This window comes from Paracoccaceae bacterium, assembly GCA_033344815.1.
GTDB lineage: Bacteria > Pseudomonadota > Alphaproteobacteria > Rhodobacterales > Rhodobacteraceae > Roseobacter.
Window position 1 is genome coordinate 73,069 of sequence record JAWPMR010000001.1, and the last position, 14,966, is coordinate 88,034.

Annotated in this window: 16 protein-coding genes and 1 other RNA gene; 7 read left to right on the forward strand and 10 right to left on the reverse strand. The window is 56.2% G+C overall.

Annotation, left to right across the window (positions count from 1 at the left end; all coding sequences use genetic code 11):
- Positions 1-27 precede the first annotated feature (27 nt).
- Positions 28-2,787, forward strand: coding sequence for an Rne/Rng family ribonuclease (locus tag R8G34_00355; protein ID MDW3221333.1), 2,760 nt, complete (start codon positions 28-30; stop codon positions 2,785-2,787).
- Positions 2,788-2,840: 53 nt separating this feature from the next.
- Here the strand turns inward: R8G34_00355 and R8G34_00360 are convergent, their stop codons facing one another.
- A complete protein-coding gene (locus R8G34_00360; GenBank protein ID MDW3221334.1) occupies positions 2,841-3,074 on the reverse strand; it encodes a sulfurtransferase TusA family protein in 234 nt (77 codons plus the stop codon).
- 93 nt (positions 3,075-3,167) lie between these two features.
- On the opposite strand from R8G34_00360, the gene R8G34_00365 reads away from it, so the two are divergent.
- Complete coding sequence (locus R8G34_00365; GenBank protein MDW3221335.1) at positions 3,168-3,920, forward strand: cytochrome c biogenesis protein CcdA; 753 nt, start codon at positions 3,168-3,170, stop codon at positions 3,918-3,920.
- A gap of 199 nt (positions 3,921-4,119) precedes the next feature.
- Positions 4,120-5,010 (forward strand): fructose bisphosphate aldolase, encoded by an 891-nt coding sequence (locus R8G34_00370; GenBank protein ID MDW3221336.1) that lies wholly within the window; start codon positions 4,120-4,122, stop codon positions 5,008-5,010.
- Here the strand turns inward: R8G34_00370 and R8G34_00375 are convergent.
- From R8G34_00375 to fumC, 3 genes are read right to left on the reverse strand one after another with little or no spacing between them, the layout of a single operon-like run.
- Positions 4,992-5,237: a ribbon-helix-helix domain-containing protein gene (locus R8G34_00375; protein ID MDW3221337.1), complete on the reverse strand. Its 246-nt coding sequence runs from the start codon at positions 5,235-5,237 to the stop codon at positions 4,992-4,994. The two genes, R8G34_00370 and R8G34_00375, sit on opposite strands and share 19 nt — an antisense overlap.
- On the reverse strand, positions 5,234-5,410 hold the full coding sequence (locus R8G34_00380; GenBank protein MDW3221338.1) for a DUF4169 family protein: 177 nt from the start codon (positions 5,408-5,410) through the stop codon (positions 5,234-5,236). Before R8G34_00380 ends, R8G34_00375 begins: the two co-directional genes overlap by 4 nt.
- Entirely contained in the window at positions 5,407-6,798 is a 1,392-nt protein-coding gene (gene fumC / locus R8G34_00385; GenBank protein MDW3221339.1) for a class II fumarate hydratase, read from the reverse strand. The genes R8G34_00380 and fumC overlap by 4 nt, the downstream gene beginning before the upstream one ends.
- A 223-nt stretch (positions 6,799-7,021) precedes the next feature.
- Here fumC and R8G34_00390 point away from each other — a divergent pair, with 223 nt between their 5' ends.
- Entirely contained in the window at positions 7,022-7,576 is a 555-nt protein-coding gene (locus R8G34_00390; protein MDW3221340.1) for a hypothetical protein, read from the forward strand.
- 35 nt (positions 7,577-7,611) lie between these two features.
- On the opposite strand, the gene R8G34_00395 is transcribed toward R8G34_00390, so the two are convergent.
- From R8G34_00395 to R8G34_00420, 6 genes are all read right to left on the reverse strand, one after another.
- On the reverse strand, positions 7,612-8,133 hold the full coding sequence (locus R8G34_00395; protein ID MDW3221341.1) for a ClpXP protease specificity-enhancing factor SspB: 522 nt from the start codon (positions 8,131-8,133) through the stop codon (positions 7,612-7,614).
- Positions 8,134-8,225: 92 nt separating this feature from the next.
- Positions 8,226-9,473, reverse strand: coding sequence for a chromate efflux transporter (chrA, locus tag R8G34_00400; GenBank protein MDW3221342.1), 1,248 nt, complete (start codon positions 9,471-9,473; stop codon positions 8,226-8,228).
- Positions 9,470-10,276: a chromate resistance protein gene (locus tag R8G34_00405; GenBank protein ID MDW3221343.1), complete on the reverse strand. Its 807-nt coding sequence runs from the start codon at positions 10,274-10,276 to the stop codon at positions 9,470-9,472. Before R8G34_00405 ends, chrA begins: the two co-directional genes overlap by 4 nt.
- A 109-nt stretch (positions 10,277-10,385) precedes the next feature.
- Positions 10,386-10,817: a hypothetical protein gene (locus R8G34_00410; GenBank protein ID MDW3221344.1), complete on the reverse strand. Its 432-nt coding sequence runs from the start codon at positions 10,815-10,817 to the stop codon at positions 10,386-10,388.
- Positions 10,818-10,915: 98 nt separating this feature from the next.
- Positions 10,916-11,264: a transfer-messenger RNA gene (ssrA, locus tag R8G34_00415) on the reverse strand.
- Positions 11,265-11,317: 53 nt separating this feature from the next.
- A complete protein-coding gene (locus R8G34_00420; GenBank protein ID MDW3221345.1) occupies positions 11,318-11,668 on the reverse strand; it encodes a DUF4345 family protein in 351 nt (116 codons plus the stop codon).
- Positions 11,669-12,220: 552 nt separating this feature from the next.
- Between R8G34_00420 and R8G34_00425 the strand changes: the two genes are divergently transcribed.
- The 3 genes from R8G34_00425 to R8G34_00435 all read left to right on the forward strand — a co-directional run bounded on the left by R8G34_00425 (position 12,221) and on the right by R8G34_00435 (position 14,559).
- Positions 12,221-12,445, forward strand: a complete 225-nt coding sequence (locus R8G34_00425; GenBank protein ID MDW3221346.1) for a hypothetical protein — start codon at positions 12,221-12,223, stop codon at positions 12,443-12,445.
- A gap of 188 nt (positions 12,446-12,633) precedes the next feature.
- Positions 12,634-12,888, forward strand: coding sequence for a hypothetical protein (locus tag R8G34_00430; protein MDW3221347.1), 255 nt, complete (start codon positions 12,634-12,636; stop codon positions 12,886-12,888).
- Between the two features lie 1,386 nt (positions 12,889-14,274).
- Positions 14,275-14,559 (forward strand): hypothetical protein, encoded by a 285-nt coding sequence (locus R8G34_00435; GenBank protein ID MDW3221348.1) that lies wholly within the window; start codon positions 14,275-14,277, stop codon positions 14,557-14,559.
- Positions 14,560-14,966: the final 407 nt, after the last annotated feature.

A 14,966-nucleotide genomic window follows, 5' to 3' on the forward strand; every position in this document is an offset into this window, starting at 1 on the left:
GGAATCGCGGCTGTGCACATTGGAAATATGGCTAAGAAAATGCTTATCGATGCCACCCACGCGGAGGAAACCCGCGTCGTGGTGGTGGACGGAAACAAGGTCGAGGAGTTCGATTTTGAGTCCGAAAACAAACGCCAGCTTGCTGGCAACATCTATCTTGCAAAAGTAACGCGGGTCGAGCCGTCATTACAGGCGGCTTTTGTGGACTATGGTGGTAACCGCCATGGATTCCTGGCTTTTTCGGAAATCCACCCGGATTATTACCAGATCCCGGTCGCGGACCGTCAGGCGCTGATGGAAGAAGAGCGCGCCTATGCGGAAGCGCAGAAGGCCAAAGAAGACGAAGACGAAAAACCAAAGCGCCGCTCGCGTAGCCGCAACCGGTCCAAGGCGAAGGCTGCGGAGACCACTAGCGAAGATGCTGTGGTCTCTCGTGATGTGGACACCGATCAGATTGACGGCATGGAGACCATCGATCTGGACACCGAAGAGGGATCATCCCCGATGGAGCGGGTGGCGGAAACGCCCGTCGAAGAGCCTTTGGATGTGCCGGAGGAAGAGGACGCAGTCTCTACCGAAGAAACCGGTGATGAAGCCGCGCCGGAAGAGGCAGAAACCCCTATGGCAAGCGAGCCGGAGGAAACGCCCGAAGCGGTCGCCTCAGAGGCCGATGGCGAGGAAGAGGACGATGAGGACGCCCCGGCGCGTAAGTCGGATGCGTCTGCCAAGGATGACAGCATCGAATCGGTGGCGGATGATGATGATCACGAGGACATTCGCCCGGTGCGTAAACCACGCCCGCGTCGCTACAAGATTCAGGAAGTCATCAAGGTCCGTCAGATCCTGCTGGTGCAGGTGGTTAAGGAAGAACGCGGCAACAAGGGCGCGGCACTGACGACATATCTCTCGCTGGCCGGCCGCTATTGCGTGTTGATGCCGAATACGGCGCGCGGCGGCGGGATCTCCCGCAAGATCACCAATGCGGTGGATCGCAAGAAGCTCAAGGAAATCGCTACTGAGATCGAAGTGCCACAGGGGGCCGGTCTCATTGTGCGCACCGCAGGGGCCAAACGCACCAAAGCCGAGATCAAGCGCGACTATGAATACCTGCAGCGGTTGTGGGAACAGATCCGCGATCTGACGTTGAAGTCAGTGGCGCCCGCAAAGATCTATGAAGAAGGTGATCTGATCAAACGGTCGATCCGCGATCTGTACAACCGTGACATCGACGAAGTGTTTGTCGAAGGCGCACGGGGCTATCGCATCGCCAAGGACTTCATGAAAATGATCATGCCGTCCCACGCCAAGAATGTGAAACTCTACACCGAAAGCCTACCGCTTTTTGCGCGTTATCAGGTTGAAAGCTATTTGGCTGGGATGTTCAATCCCACGGTGCAACTGCCCTCAGGCGGCTATATTGTGATCGGCGTGACAGAAGCGCTTGTGGCGATTGATGTGAACTCCGGTCGGGCGACCAAGGAAGGGTCAATCGAACAAACCGCGACCAAGACCAATCTGGAGGCCGCAGATGAAGTGGCACGGCAGTTGCGGTTGCGTGACCTTGCCGGTCTGATCGTGATCGACTTCATCGATATGGATGAGCGCAAGAATAACGCCGCCGTTGAAAAGCGGATGAAGGAAAAGCTTAAAACCGATCGCGCGCGCATTCAGGTGGGACGTATTTCGGGTTTTGGACTGATGGAAATGTCACGCCAACGCTTGCGCCCGGGCATGATCGAGGCCACCACGCAGCCTTGCCAAGCCTGCCATGGGACCGGTTTGATCCGCTCGGATGACAATCTGGCCCTGTCGATCCTGCGTCAGATCGAAGAGGAAGGCACGCGTAAACGCTCCCGCGAAGTCCTGGTGCGTGCGCCCGTCGGGATTGCCAATTTCCTGATGAACCAGAAGCGCGAACACATCGCTCATATCGAGGCGCGTTATGGTCTCTCCGTACGGATCGAGGGGGACCCTGCGCTTGTAAGCCCAGACTTCAGCCTTGAGAAATTCAAGACGGCTACACGCGTTGTGCCAGTGGCTTCTGCTCATGTGGTCTCTGTGGATACTTCATTGATGGATCAAGTTGATGCGGATGATGACGACACTGCGGTTGTCGCGGATGAGGCGCCGGCCGCCCCGGCTCAAGAGGCAGAGCAATCGCGACACTCTGGCGAGCATGGTGAAAGCGACGCAAAACCCAAACGCCGCCGTCGCCGCCGTCGTCGCAGCCGCAACAAATCCAATGGGGTGGAGGCGGAAAGTGCCAACGAAAATGCGGAGAGCCCTGTTCAACAGGATGACACATCAGTGCCCGTTGCGAATGGAGCAGCGGAGGCTGCTGAGCAGACACCGGTTGCGGAAACGCCTGTAGAGGCTGCTCCCGAAAGTGAAGCGGAAAAGCCAAAACCCCGGCGGCGGTCCCGTTCAAGCAAGGCGAAAGCCGAGGCTCTGAGTGAAGCGTCGAAGGAAGAAGTGACCAGTGATGCACCTGCGCCTTCTGACCCCGAGGTTGCTGTCGAAGAAGAGCCAAAGCCCAAAGCCAAGCCAAAACGTGCAAGCCGCGCGAAGAAGCCCAAAGTTGAAGAAACGGTTGATGCAACAAAAGAACCGACGGCCGCAAGTGAGTCAGAAGTGACGACTGAGGTCGCCGTGGCGCAAGCCCCTGTTGAACCCAAATCCGAGCCCGCGGCAGCAGAGTCAGAGCCAGTGGCGGTTGCAGCGGAACCTGTTGCAGAGGCAAAACCGGCCAAGCCAAAACGCAAGGGTTGGTGGTCGCTGGGCGGCTGAGTGCTGATCAACGCAAAAAGAACAAAAGGCGTGCCGTCTGGGCGCGCCTTTTTCTATGCACCCTTTTGAATAACGTAGACTTGCGTTGGTCCGTTTTGGCCGGTTTCAACCAGCGTATGACCCGCCTCAGCGCAGAAGTGCGGTACATCCACAATGGCCGCCGGATCATCGGCATGCATTGTCAGGACATCCCCCATGGACAGTGCTTGCAGACGTTTGCGCGCCTTGAGCACGGGCAGGGGGCACAGCAACCCGGTTGCATCCAAAATATTTTCGCTATCAGTCATGGGGAGTGAAATAGGCGCGATGTTTCAATCTGTCCACAAGGATGTGACTTCAGGTCGCGTGACCTCTTAACACTTATCGGCTAGGGGTGGAGGATGTTTGGAATTGAGATCATTGACGCAGGCCTGCTCCCTGCGATGCTTGTGGCTCTGCTTGCCGGGGTTATCAGCTTCCTGAGTCCCTGTGTCTTGCCAATTGTGCCGCCCTATCTGGCCTATATGAGTGGCGTTTCCCTGAACGAAATGTCGGGTGAAACGGCTGCGCGTCGGCGGGCGGTAATTGCCGCTTTGTTCTTTGTCTTGGGGCTCAGTACTGTTTTCCTGATCCTGGGATTCACGGCCTCCGTTTTCGGGGCGTTTTTTCTGCAGAATCAAGTGCTTTTTGCACAGGCCTCGGGCCTTGTCGTAATTGTCTTTGGCCTGCATTTTCTTGGACTGTTCCGCATCTCATTCCTGGATCAGGAGGCGCGTCTTGATGCCGGCGACAAGGGTGGGTCGAGCTTTGGCGCTTATATCTTGGGGCTTGCCTTTGCTTTTGGCTGGACGCCCTGTATCGGGCCACAACTCGGCGCAATCCTCTCTCTCGCCGCGTCAGAGGCCTCCGTCAGTCGGGGTACCTTGTTGTTGGGGGTTTATGCGGCCGGTCTGGGGATCCCGTTTCTGGTGGCGGCCATGTTCATCACGCGCGCAATGGGCGTCATGAACCAACTCAAGCGCCATATGAAACTGATCGAGCGTGTTATGGGTGGTTTGCTGGTGGTTGTTGGATTGGCGCTGGTGACAGGAGCCTTCACGACGTTCTCTTGGTGGCTGCTCGAACGCTTTCCAGCGCTGGCCTCTCTGGGTTAATCCGGTCCGCCTTGCAAACTCTGTCAAAGACGAGGGCCGCATTTTCCAGAATGAAGGCATGCATTGCGGCACTTAGGTGCCGCGCATTTGGATAACACGACATATTTGGTTGGCGACTGTCCGGCGCTAACATGTACCATCCTGCGTGGGACTGTTCTATGGAGTGACGAACAGCCGGAATCAGAAGGATAACTCAGATATGTCAGACACCAACGCGATGCGGGATCAAATTAAATCTGGCGCGGGATTCATCGCGGCCCTGGACCAGTCCGGCGGGTCGACACCCAAAGCGTTGAGCCTTTATGGCGTTGAACCATCTGATTATTCTGGCGATGCGGAAATGTTCAAGGCGATGCACGACATGCGCGCCCGGATTATTCTTGCTGACGACTTTACAAGCAAAAAAATTATCGGGGCGATCCTGTTTGAGCGCACAATGCACGACACGATCAATGACAAACCGGTGGCGGAGTTATTGTGGAGTGACCGCGGGGTGGTTCCGTTTCTGAAGATCGACAAAGGATTGGAAGAACAGGCGGACGGGGTTCAACTTCTGAAACCGATGCCGGGTCTGGAAGACTTGCTGGCTGACGCAAAGTCGAAAGGTATCTTTGGTACAAAAGAGCGTTCCGTGGTGAATGAGGCCAATGCCAAAGGCGTAGCTGACATTGTGGCCCAACAGTTTGACGTGGCGCGCACCGTTATTGCGGCCGGGTTGGTGCCGATCCTGGAGCCGGAAGTGAATATTCATTCCGAGACCAAAGCCGAGGCCGAGGCGCTTCTTGAAGCAGAAATCGCAAAGCATCTTGATGCGCTTGAGGGCGATGTTGATGTCATGTTGAAGCTGACCTTGCCCGACCAACCGGGCCTCTATGACGGGCTCGCCGCACACCCGCGTGTTCTACAGGTTGTTGCGCTGTCGGGGGGATATTCAACAGATGTGGCATCGGCGAAACTTTCCGAAAACAAACATATGATCGCAAGTTTCAGCCGGGCGCTGACCGAAGGGTTGAACGTGAAAATGAGTGATGCCGAATTTGGCACGGCTCTCGGGGCCAACATCGAAAAAATCTACCGCGCGTCTGTTTGAACGCGTGACAGACGGTCCTGCAAATCGCGCAGGACAAACAGGCGGATCGCGGAGGCCAGCCCCATGCTGTTACCGCGTTCCACATCAATTTCAGCGATCAAGACATTGATGGGCTTTGATTTTTCTGACGCAATATCGCGCAGCGCCTTCCAAAACTCGTCCTCCAGAGAGATAGACGTCCGGTGACCTTTCAAGGTCACCGAATGCTTTATGGGGCGCCGGTTCATGTCTCGCGCTTGTGAGCGTCCAGATTGCGCGCGATCTTTTCGGCTTTGGCTTTCAACAGGTTTTTTTGCGCTTTGCTTTGACCAAAGCTGACGGCGTTTTCGTCAGCCCGCGCCTTGCGCGAGGCCCGGTTGCGTTCTTTCTTGACCTTGTTGAGGTTGATGGGCGTACTCATTTTGGTCCGATCATATTTTCGGGGCGCACGACGCGTTCAAATGTTTCTGCGTCCACGAAACCCAATGAAATCGCTTCTTCCTTCAGTGTGGTTCCGTTTTTATGCGCAGTCTTGGCGACCTTTGTGGCATTGTCATAGCCAATTTCCGGAGCCAGTGCTGTCACGAGCATCAAGGATTCGCGCATCAGCTTTTCTATCCGGTCTGCGTCCGCCTTCAAATCAACCACGAGGTTATCCGTAAATGCTGACGCCGCATCACCCAACAGTTGCATGGATTGCAGAACGTTATAGGCCATCATCGGCTTGTAAACGTTCAATTCAAAATGCCCCTGAGACCCGGCAAACCCTACAGCAGCGTCGTTGCCGAACACATGTGCGCAGACCTGCGTGAGGGCTTCGCATTGGGTCGGGTTCACTTTGCCTGGCATGATGGAGGAGCCCGGCTCGTTTTCTGGCAAAACCAACTCCCCCAGACCGCAGCGCGGCCCGGATCCCAAAAGGCGAATGTCGTTTGCGATCTTGAACAGTGACGCGGCAACGGTTTTCAGCGCACCTGAGATTTCGACCATGGCATCATGAGCGGCGAGCGCTTCGAATTTATTGGGGGCGGTGACAAAGGGCAGGCCGGTGATTTCGGCCATGTTCGCGGCAACCGTCACGTCCCACCCTTTAGTAGTGTTCAAACCGGTGCCCACGGCGGTGCCGCCTTGTGCGAGCTCGTTTATGCGGCCTAAAGCGTCTTTGACCCGCTGGATGCCCATCGCGACCTGATGCGTATATCCCGAGAACTCCTGAGACAGGGTCAGTGGCGTGGCGTCCTGCGTGTGGGTGCGTCCAATCTTTATGATGCCGTCAAATTCCTCGACTTTGGCCTGCAAGGCGGCGTGCAGCTTTTCAAGACCGGGCAAGAGCACGTCGCGCGCCGTCATCGCCGTGGAGATATGCATTGCGGTGGGAAAGGTGTCGTTGGACGATTGCCCCATGTTGCAGTGATCATTGGGATGCACGGGGTCTTTGGACCCGATTTCGCCGCCCAGAATTTCGATGGCGCGATTGGCAATGACTTCATTGGCGTTCATATTGGATTGCGTGCCCGATCCGGTCTGCCAGACCACCAGCGGGAAATTGTCGTCAAATTTACCCTCCACAACCTCGCCTGCGGCCTGCACAATCGCGTTTCCCCGCTCTGCGTCCAGTTTGCCCAAGGCGATATTGGCCTGTGCGCAGGCTTTCTTGATCACGCCGAGGGCGCGCACCACAGCAATCGGTTGTTTTTCCCAGCCGATGGGGAAGTTGATGATGGAGCGCTGCGTCTGCGCGCCCCAGTATTTTTCTGCGGGAACTTCCAGGGGGCCAAAGCTGTCGGTTTCGGTGCGGGTCTGAGCCATGATGTCATCCGTGTTTTTGTGCTACCCGGGGTGTACAGTTGCCTGCGTTGCGGCGCAACAAGGTCTTGGCAATCACGGTCCTGCGCGGTGTTATGATCCAATAGAACGCGTTAGTTTGGATTGCATTGTTGAATAGATGCCGCCGCGTGTTATCTTGTATGGTGCAAGAAGCTCGTCTCGACCCGCCACTCGGCGTGGTTGCGTCGCCAGAAGGATCGGCAACATGTCATCAGCCCCGCAAACGCTCAGATGCTATTTGACGCGGGTCTTTCTGGCGGTAGGACTTATCATGTGTGCGGCGGCCGCTCAGGCGGACATTTCGCGTTTTGTTGGTGTCTATGACGGATCGGCCACGGTCACCTCTGCTGATGGCACCAAACGCGAGCGTGACATGAATGTGGAAATCTTTGAAACACGATACGGGTTCAAGGTGAACTGGACGTCCACGACCTACCGGGCTGATGGATCGACAAAAGCGAAGTCATATTCGATCGAGTTTGTGCCTTCTGATCGCGGCGAAGTCTACGCGGCGGCGATGAAACGCAATGTTTTCGGGCATGACGTGCAGATGGATCCGATGCAGGGAGAACCCTACGTCTGGAGCCGAATCCACGATGAAACGCTGAGTGTATATTCGCTTTTCGTAGCAGAGGACGGCGGCTATGAGATACAGCAGTTCGACAGAACCCTTGCGGATGGCGGATTACGTCTGGACTACAAAAGTGTACGCAACGGTGAAATCCAACGCACCGTTTCCACCTTTCTGACAAAGCAATAGGTTGGGTGCACGGCGTCAAGCCGCAGCATCCTTATCTATTTGCGAAAGCTGTCCAAAGACACAATATCGGCGTCTTTGGCATCTTTTGTGGCCGGCTCATCCGTGCTGGCGGGTGTTTCAGCCGCAGGTTTGACGGCCGGAACCGGCGCTGTTGGCAGCGTGGAAAGCTCTGTTCCGGTGGCCACTGTGTCTTCGCCGTCTTCTTCCTGCGTTTCAAAGCGCAGGCCGAATTCAACAGATGGATCAACGAAGGTCTTGATCGCGTCGTATGGGATGTAGAGCGGCTCCGGCGCATCTCCAAAGTTCAGCGTTACGGCAAACCCGTCCGTGCCAACTTCCAGATTCTCGTACCAATGTTGCATGACCACGGTCATCTCGCCGGGGTACCGGTCTGACAGCCAATCCGCCAACTCTGCATCCGGGTGGCTGGTGTCAAACGTGATAAAGAAATGATGCGCTCCGGGCAGACCATGGGATGAAACATCCTCAAGAACCTTTTTGATGAGGCCGCGCATGGCCTCATGCATCAGGTTTCCATAATCAATGCTGCTGCTCATCGTGATCCTCTGAGCTGTCCCGGTTGCGTGGCTAAAGCATAGCCGATTCCCGCGCAGAGTGAAGAGGCTGCATGCTCAAAATCGCGCACGCGTCAGAACAGGCTCGTCAACACACCCGCCAGTGCCATGATAACAAGCGTTTCTACCATGCCGCGTTTTGATATGAGCATTAGAACGGCCGCCAGACCCGTTAATCCCAGCGCTTTAAAGCTCAAGGACGCCAGTTCCGGTACTGGCGCCGCGTGCCACGTGGCAGTTGATGTTTGTGTAAACAACACGTGAAGGGCGAACCAGATGGCAAGATTTAAAATGACGCCGACAACACAGGCCGTAATGGCGGACAGGGCTGATGATAGTCTTGGTTTGCTGGAAATGATGTCAAGGTAAGGCCCAGCGAGGAAGATCCATAAAAAACATGGCGTGAAGGTCACCCAGAGTGCGACCGTACCAGCGGCGAGGGCGAGACCAATCCCACCTTGGGCGAACCCGGCCAGGAGTGCCACGAACTCAGTGACAAGGATCAGCGGCCCGGGCGTCGTTTCCGCCAGCCCCAAGGCGTCGATCATCTGTGCTGTGGTGATCCAGCCGAAATCCTGAACAACCGTTTGAGTCATATAGGCAAGTACGGCGTAAGCGCCGCCAAATGTCACCACGGCGAGCTTGGAAAAGAAAAGCGCGATTTGCGTCAAGAATACCTGATCCGTTACCCACAGGACACCAACCGGAAGGGCCCAAAGGCTGGCCCAGATTGCAAGGGTTTTCAGCGTGTTTGGTGCAATATCCGCAGCCGGTGTTTCGGGCGGCGTGCCGGTGTTTTGCATCATCGCGCCATAAAGGGCCGCCAGCACAATGATCAGCGGGAAGGGCAGGCCAAAGACGAACAAAGCCACAAAGGCAGCCGCCGCCAGCACCCATGCGTCGCGGGTTGTGAGCGCCTTGCGGGACACTTTCAATAGGGCTTGTAAAACGATAATGATAACGGCGGCTTTGACCCCCTCAAATGCCGCCTGGACCAGTGGCACCTCACCATAGACGGCATAGCCCATCGCCAGCAGAAGGATCACCAGCGCTCCGGGAACAACAAAGAGCAAACCGGCGATCAAACCACCAAGCGTGCCACGCAGTCGCCATCCGGCGTAGGTGGCAAGCTGCATGGCCTCCGGTCCGGGCAGCAACATACATAAAGAGAGGGCGCGCAGAAAACTCTGTTCACTCAGCCAGTCACGGGTTTCGACCAACTCTCGGTGCATCAGTGAAATTTGCGCTGCCGGACCGCCAAAGGACAACAACCCAATGCGACCAAAGACGTGAATTAACTCCTGCGTTGACGGGGCTGTCATGCGGGTGCCTCTTGCCAGTCATGTGTTTCGTTCTGGCCGTCGCGGGCCCACTGATAGAGGGCGTCATAGATCACCATACCCGCGTCCAGTTGCTCCAGGTCGTCCCGAAACCCGCGTGACAGACCCACCGAGAGGGCAAGCAACCCGGCGCATTCCGGGGCCAAAGCATGATCATTTGTGTCTGCGCCCCGGACCACCACGGCCATTCTTTCCAAAGCGGGAATATTCAACCCAAACCCGGCCAGCATATTATCAAAGGTGCAAAGCGCACCGCTGTGGGTCCAGGGTGCGCCGGGAACATCAAAGGCAGTTGCCTGAAATTTTTCGGCAACATTGGCAACTTCGGCGGGCGGTACAAAGAGAATTTGCGCTTTGGGGTCTATAAATCGTCGGATCAACCATGGGCAAGCGATCCGGTCAATCTTGGTGCGCCATTTGGTCACCCAGCGCGTGCCGGTCATGGTGGGAGGCAACTGTGACGCTGGGATGCGTGGCAGCTTGAGTGCGTGCCAGGCCAGATTCCCGCCCTCCAGGGCTTCCGCCCGAATACCAAGCGTACGCAGGAGCGCGGCGGCACCATGGCTGAGTTTCAAACCTTTCTGGCACACCACGACCACATGTTTGCCCGGCAGCTCCGGCGCAAGCTCTTGGATGGATTGATGGGGGCATCTTTGTGCGGTCGGTATCAAGTAGGGATCGTCGTTGAAATCTTGCTCTATGCAAACGTCGATGATTACGGGCGCCTGCGGCGTTCCGATCAGTCGCATCAGGGAATTTGGGGTGATCGAGGCAAATTGTGCCATGAAATGCATCCTTATGTCGTCTCAACAGGATGCGATACTTGGGCCTGAGCCTCACGGGGCGATCGCGATATCCCCATATCACAGGGGTCGCACGAAAAAGATCATAAGGTCAATGCGAGAATACGTTCACGTCACCGGTGTCGCGCCCGGCAAGAGGCGTGGGTGTTTTCAGGCCATTGGCCTGCCTGTTCGAAAAAGCAAATGCTGGGCAGCTCTCAACTTTGAGGTTGGCGTCAAATCGCAGTATTAACTGCTGACAGGTTTTGATCGGCACCCCTTTCGACGCCTTGGTGACCTTGATCCCCGACATGGCGCTCAACCCATGTTCGTCTTCAATCCTGTGAAGGATTGTTACCATGATGTCGATCACAAGAGTTTGCAAAACACAGACCCATTCGCGCACTTCAGCTGGTTCAATGCCAAATCTGGGCGCGATGTAGTGATTGGTGGGGGCTGCCACGAAATAGACGTCAATCACGCCCAGATTGTCATCTTCCCAGATGTCGTTGTACCACTGGTTCAGAATTTCAGCCCTGAACACAACAACCGGTCAACAGGGATTAGCCTCCTTAAATTTGAGAACATATCCATTTCCACAAGCTTAACAAAAGCTTCCAGGTCGCTGAATTCATTGGGTAAAGTGCAGGCTTCTGTTGCCAGGTGCCTGCGAACCCCGCCTTAGGTCGCTAAACGTAAGGACTTAGATTTCAGTATCTCAGGTCGCTTACGCGGCCATCGCTACTGGAGCACGATTGTCATTTGCAATTGTACATGTTTCGCCGATAACGGTGGCAGACAGCCGAAACAAAGCAAACCCCTTTAGACGTTCGTCGATCCTATTTCGACCCCATGATCCCCAAATGAAGGATGTTTGGTGGAGTCGCCGGGTACCGCCCCCGGGTCCGATCCGCTTATTGCGAGCGCGTTTATGTCCATAGTCCCGAAGGACATCTTAAACATAGGCGCAACTGCGTCTGATCACAAGGGACACCCGCATGGGGCTGATCGCATTATCGCGCTCAATTTTAAAGGTTCCGGTCTTTACAGGTTGGCAGCAAGGAACCACAGCGCCAAGGCTGCTTCGATCCCACCAAAAATCAGGACTTTGCGCAGGGGCGGTTTGTCAAAAATCAGTGAGGCGACACGTCCGGTGGCTGCCCCGGCAAAGGCAAAGCCGATCATTGCAAAAGCGATGGGCGTTTGCATCCAGAGCGCGGCCAAACCTGCAACAACGAAAAGCCCGCCGACGGAGGCGCGCATTTCACTGAGACCCATAGTTGACACGGTTGGCGCCAGATCCAGAGCCGACGCGGTATAGCGCGGGGCCAGAAACCCGAAAAGGCCAAAGCCAACGGTTAGAAGGCACGCGATTGTGTTAAAGACGTCGATCATGCGCAAGAGGTAGCAGTCTTTTGCAGGGGCGCAAGAGGCGGCGTTTGCATCGCTGGGGACCACGGTTGCCAGTTTGGACGCGAATCATGGGTTAATCCCAACGGGGCAACGGCGCGGCATCATGCACCCGGCGTACACACCCTGTACACAGACTGTGCACCGCCTCTGTGCCGGTGGGCGATATAATGATGCGTGCGGCGGAATATGTGAAGCAATGGTTCACCGCCCCTATGTGGGGAGGCTCGTTTGCGAGTTTTTGGTTTGAGCGGGTGCCCTTGAGACGAAAGCGCAGGCGCGTTTTTACGATTTTTAGACCAGAGCCTGCCTCTCGGGCCTGCTGCAGCAGCGATTGGCAGGGTACTCTGATATTGCTCACCTGGATAGTGGACGCGGGCGCGCACAGCTTTGTCAGTTGTGATGTTTTCGATCTGCCCGACTGTGAAGCAAGGTTGGGCCCTGTTCAGAATTTGATCATGGGCCGAAAGCGCTCGTTCGGCATGGTGCGCGCCGCGCGCGGGCAAGGGCTTCGTCCAAGCGCTGTTTTCATTTGCTATGGGCATCCTGCGTTGGCCATCTGCGGATGCGACGCGCTTTATGATGGGTGCAATTGTCTCTGGGAACAAATTCGCCACCTTTATCTGGCCCATATGTCCGGATCGATTGTCCGTCTTGTTCGCGGTTGAGCCTAAAGACCAACTGCTGTCCATCTGGGCAGATGCGGGCACCGGCTTGCATGGTACAGGCAATGGTCGCCAGGCCGACTGGCCCGCGCATTAACCCAAGGGGCCGGATGTTTGGGCAAAGAGACCGCATTTCCTACCTCATCTCGGGTCGGGATTTCCGGGCGCTTGCCGCTTTACTTCTCAGCCATGGCCTCTATCCGACCAAGGGTCATGGCAAGACGGGGAGCGAGCTTTGCGTCGCAAACGTTCGCAGATCAATCTGCCGAGAGGACGGCGTCATCTATGGGCGTCCCGATCATGGCCGCGCGGGGTGACGGTGCGCATGCCGATCAGGCGGTTCTCGGCTTCAGCCACTGTTTGCAAATTGCTGCTGAAGACGCGCGCAATGCCGAGCTTCGTTTCCGTGCACCGCGCCCGGGTTTCTCGGCGAGACATCTATTTTGCCCGTTTCATCCGCACGCTTGTCGATTGAGCTATTACCCGCAGACGTTCCAGTTTGGGCAGGGCGCGCGGCATCCGCGGTTCCTCCTGCTCTAATCTGGTCGGGTCGAACGCTTCATCAGCGCGATCCGGATTGCCCGGGTAACATTCAATAGCCCTATGGATCCCACTCCTTTTTGGCGCAGCTTGCCTCGCGCATGTCTTTGCCGTGGCATCCGCCGCCTTCACCCGGGCCGCATAAATGCCGACAAGGTTTCCATCGAACGGATCCGTATCGTGGCAAGCAAGCATCGCACCGCGCGCAAGCCTTGCGGATTGCTTGATCTTTTTCAGCGCCAGTGATCTTCGAAAACAATTATTCATCGCTCAAACACCTCGCGCGTTCTGCGATGGTTTCGATGTCGGGTTTCAATGGGAATATCAGCCAAATCCGTCCCGGATTGCGACCACATGTCCGTGCCAGCCGATGCGACATCTGGGGTTGGTTCACCTGCCCATGGAGACAGCTGCGCACCTCCTCAGAGGCATCCGGGGTGGATCTGTGGCGGCAGGTTTAATCCGAAACCCAACCGTTCACCGCCAAGACTGCAGCGGGCCCGGTCTGTCGCGCCATACCCCTGCAAATACTGCGGTCGCAATCCCTCTGCTGACCCGCTACACCTTCGATCATTCGCGCCATGACATCTCATCTACACATGCAGCAATCATCACGCCTTCAGAGCGCGGCGGCAGTTTTTTCAAAAGCCTCGAACGGAGCACGCAGGGAGATGTTCGCTGCTCTGTTCGGCATTAATCTGTAAGCAGATGGGGGCGCCTATATCTGCCTTGTTGTCCTGCACCCAAGGATGCAATTTCCTGCGACCCACTCGGTCACACAACAGGCTGTGATGTTGCCGGATGACGCGCGGGATCTTTTTGGCACTGCGCCAAACACATCAATGATCCAGTCGTCGGGTGTAACGTTGGTGTCGCGTTGTTCACCCGTTTTGCTGAGGACATGCGGGTGGGCAAAGGTCCGGATCTGACTGACTTCACGCGGCTCATCTGTTGAACCGGGACGCAGAGCAGCCTGGATGCAACCCGCGTGGCGCAGTTCAATTCACGGACAAGGGCCTGGTGTTTGACACATATGACGAGCCTGCTTGAGGGTTGAGGAAGTTCAAAACCAGATCGCCCGCCTGACCGCAGATACGCAAGGCAAATCGGTCTTCTGCAGGTTCTCGCGCCCATCTGCCAATATCACGGATTTGCACCAGTGGAATTTGGGGACCGCAAATAGCTGGGGTGGGTCGTCGCTTGAGGTTGGCACCGCTGACATGCAAGTAAACTCGGTTTCTTTCCCGGTGGATCAGTGCATGTCGACCACCTTCGACGATGGACAGGGGGCGCGAGGCGTTTTTGCGACCGAGTTTTTTAAAGCAAGTTGCGGCGCGCCAGCCCGATACGGGTCCGGTGTCATGAGCTGGCCGTTCCGGAGTCTGATTGAACCTGCGCGCTGCTTTTTTCGGTGATGTCTTCGCCGTTCTCACGATTGCTTGCCGAATTGGCCCTGTGACGCGTGCGTTGATGGTGATGCGATGGTCCGTGTCGATCCGGGCGATTTTACAAGAGTTGATGACCGCGCTTGCCGTTCCCGAACCCAAGGCGGGACAAGGTTCATCCATTGAGCGCCGCTGTCCATTGAGCGCCGCTGTCCATGGCCGCGCGGGATCGGCGGAGGATGTGAATTTGGGTGGGGCGATTATGGTGATCCAAAAGGCGGTGTAGTCTCACAATTTGACTTACTTACGGTGGAAAGAGGGCCGTGGGCGGTATCAATTCGCGTCAGAGCCCCTTCCGCGAAGCTACCGAATATTGTCTCTTGGCATCTGATTTGATCCGGCTGGAGCCAGTTCCATGCGCTGGCAATATCTGCGTGAACACCAAGCGACTGCCGGCTCAAATAGAAGGCGCGGAAGCTCGCTGTCGTTGAAATGCCTAAGTGTTTCCCGGATGTGGGGGGCAGGAGAATCCGCTCATGGGGTCTGTTCTTCGCGATGATCGAATGCTGCGGGAGGCAGCTCTTCGCGCGACCGGCGTTATAATTTGATACCCAAAAAAATAGCCGACATCTGCGTATTGATCGGCAGTTTTGGCACAGCGGTGGGCGACCCATGTGGCCGTGGAAAGTGATC

Coding starts and splice junctions, on each gene's coding strand:
- R8G34_00355 (MDW3221333.1), top strand. CDS start 28: ATGGCTAAGAAAATGCTTATCGATGCCACCCACGCGGAGGAAACCCGC.
- R8G34_00360 (MDW3221334.1), bottom strand. CDS start 3,074: ATGACTGATAGCGAAAATATTTTGGATGCAACCGGGTTGCTGTGCCCC.
- R8G34_00365 (MDW3221335.1), top strand. CDS start 3,168: ATGTTTGGAATTGAGATCATTGACGCAGGCCTGCTCCCTGCGATGCTT.
- R8G34_00370 (MDW3221336.1), top strand. CDS start 4,120: ATGTCAGACACCAACGCGATGCGGGATCAAATTAAATCTGGCGCGGGA.
- R8G34_00375 (MDW3221337.1), bottom strand. CDS start 5,237: ATGAACCGGCGCCCCATAAAGCATTCGGTGACCTTGAAAGGTCACCGG.
- R8G34_00380 (MDW3221338.1), bottom strand. CDS start 5,410: ATGAGTACGCCCATCAACCTCAACAAGGTCAAGAAAGAACGCAACCGG.
- fumC (MDW3221339.1), bottom strand. CDS start 6,798: ATGGCTCAGACCCGCACCGAAACCGACAGCTTTGGCCCCCTGGAAGTT.
- R8G34_00390 (MDW3221340.1), top strand. CDS start 7,022: ATGTCATCAGCCCCGCAAACGCTCAGATGCTATTTGACGCGGGTCTTT.
- R8G34_00395 (MDW3221341.1), bottom strand. CDS start 8,133: ATGAGCAGCAGCATTGATTATGGAAACCTGATGCATGAGGCCATGCGC.
- chrA (MDW3221342.1), bottom strand. CDS start 9,473: ATGACAGCCCCGTCAACGCAGGAGTTAATTCACGTCTTTGGTCGCATT.
- R8G34_00405 (MDW3221343.1), bottom strand. CDS start 10,276: ATGGCACAATTTGCCTCGATCACCCCAAATTCCCTGATGCGACTGATC.
- R8G34_00420 (MDW3221345.1), bottom strand. CDS start 11,668: ATGATCGACGTCTTTAACACAATCGCGTGCCTTCTAACCGTTGGCTTT.
- R8G34_00425 (MDW3221346.1), top strand. CDS start 12,221: ATGGGCATCCTGCGTTGGCCATCTGCGGATGCGACGCGCTTTATGATG.
- R8G34_00430 (MDW3221347.1), top strand. CDS start 12,634: ATGGGCGTCCCGATCATGGCCGCGCGGGGTGACGGTGCGCATGCCGAT.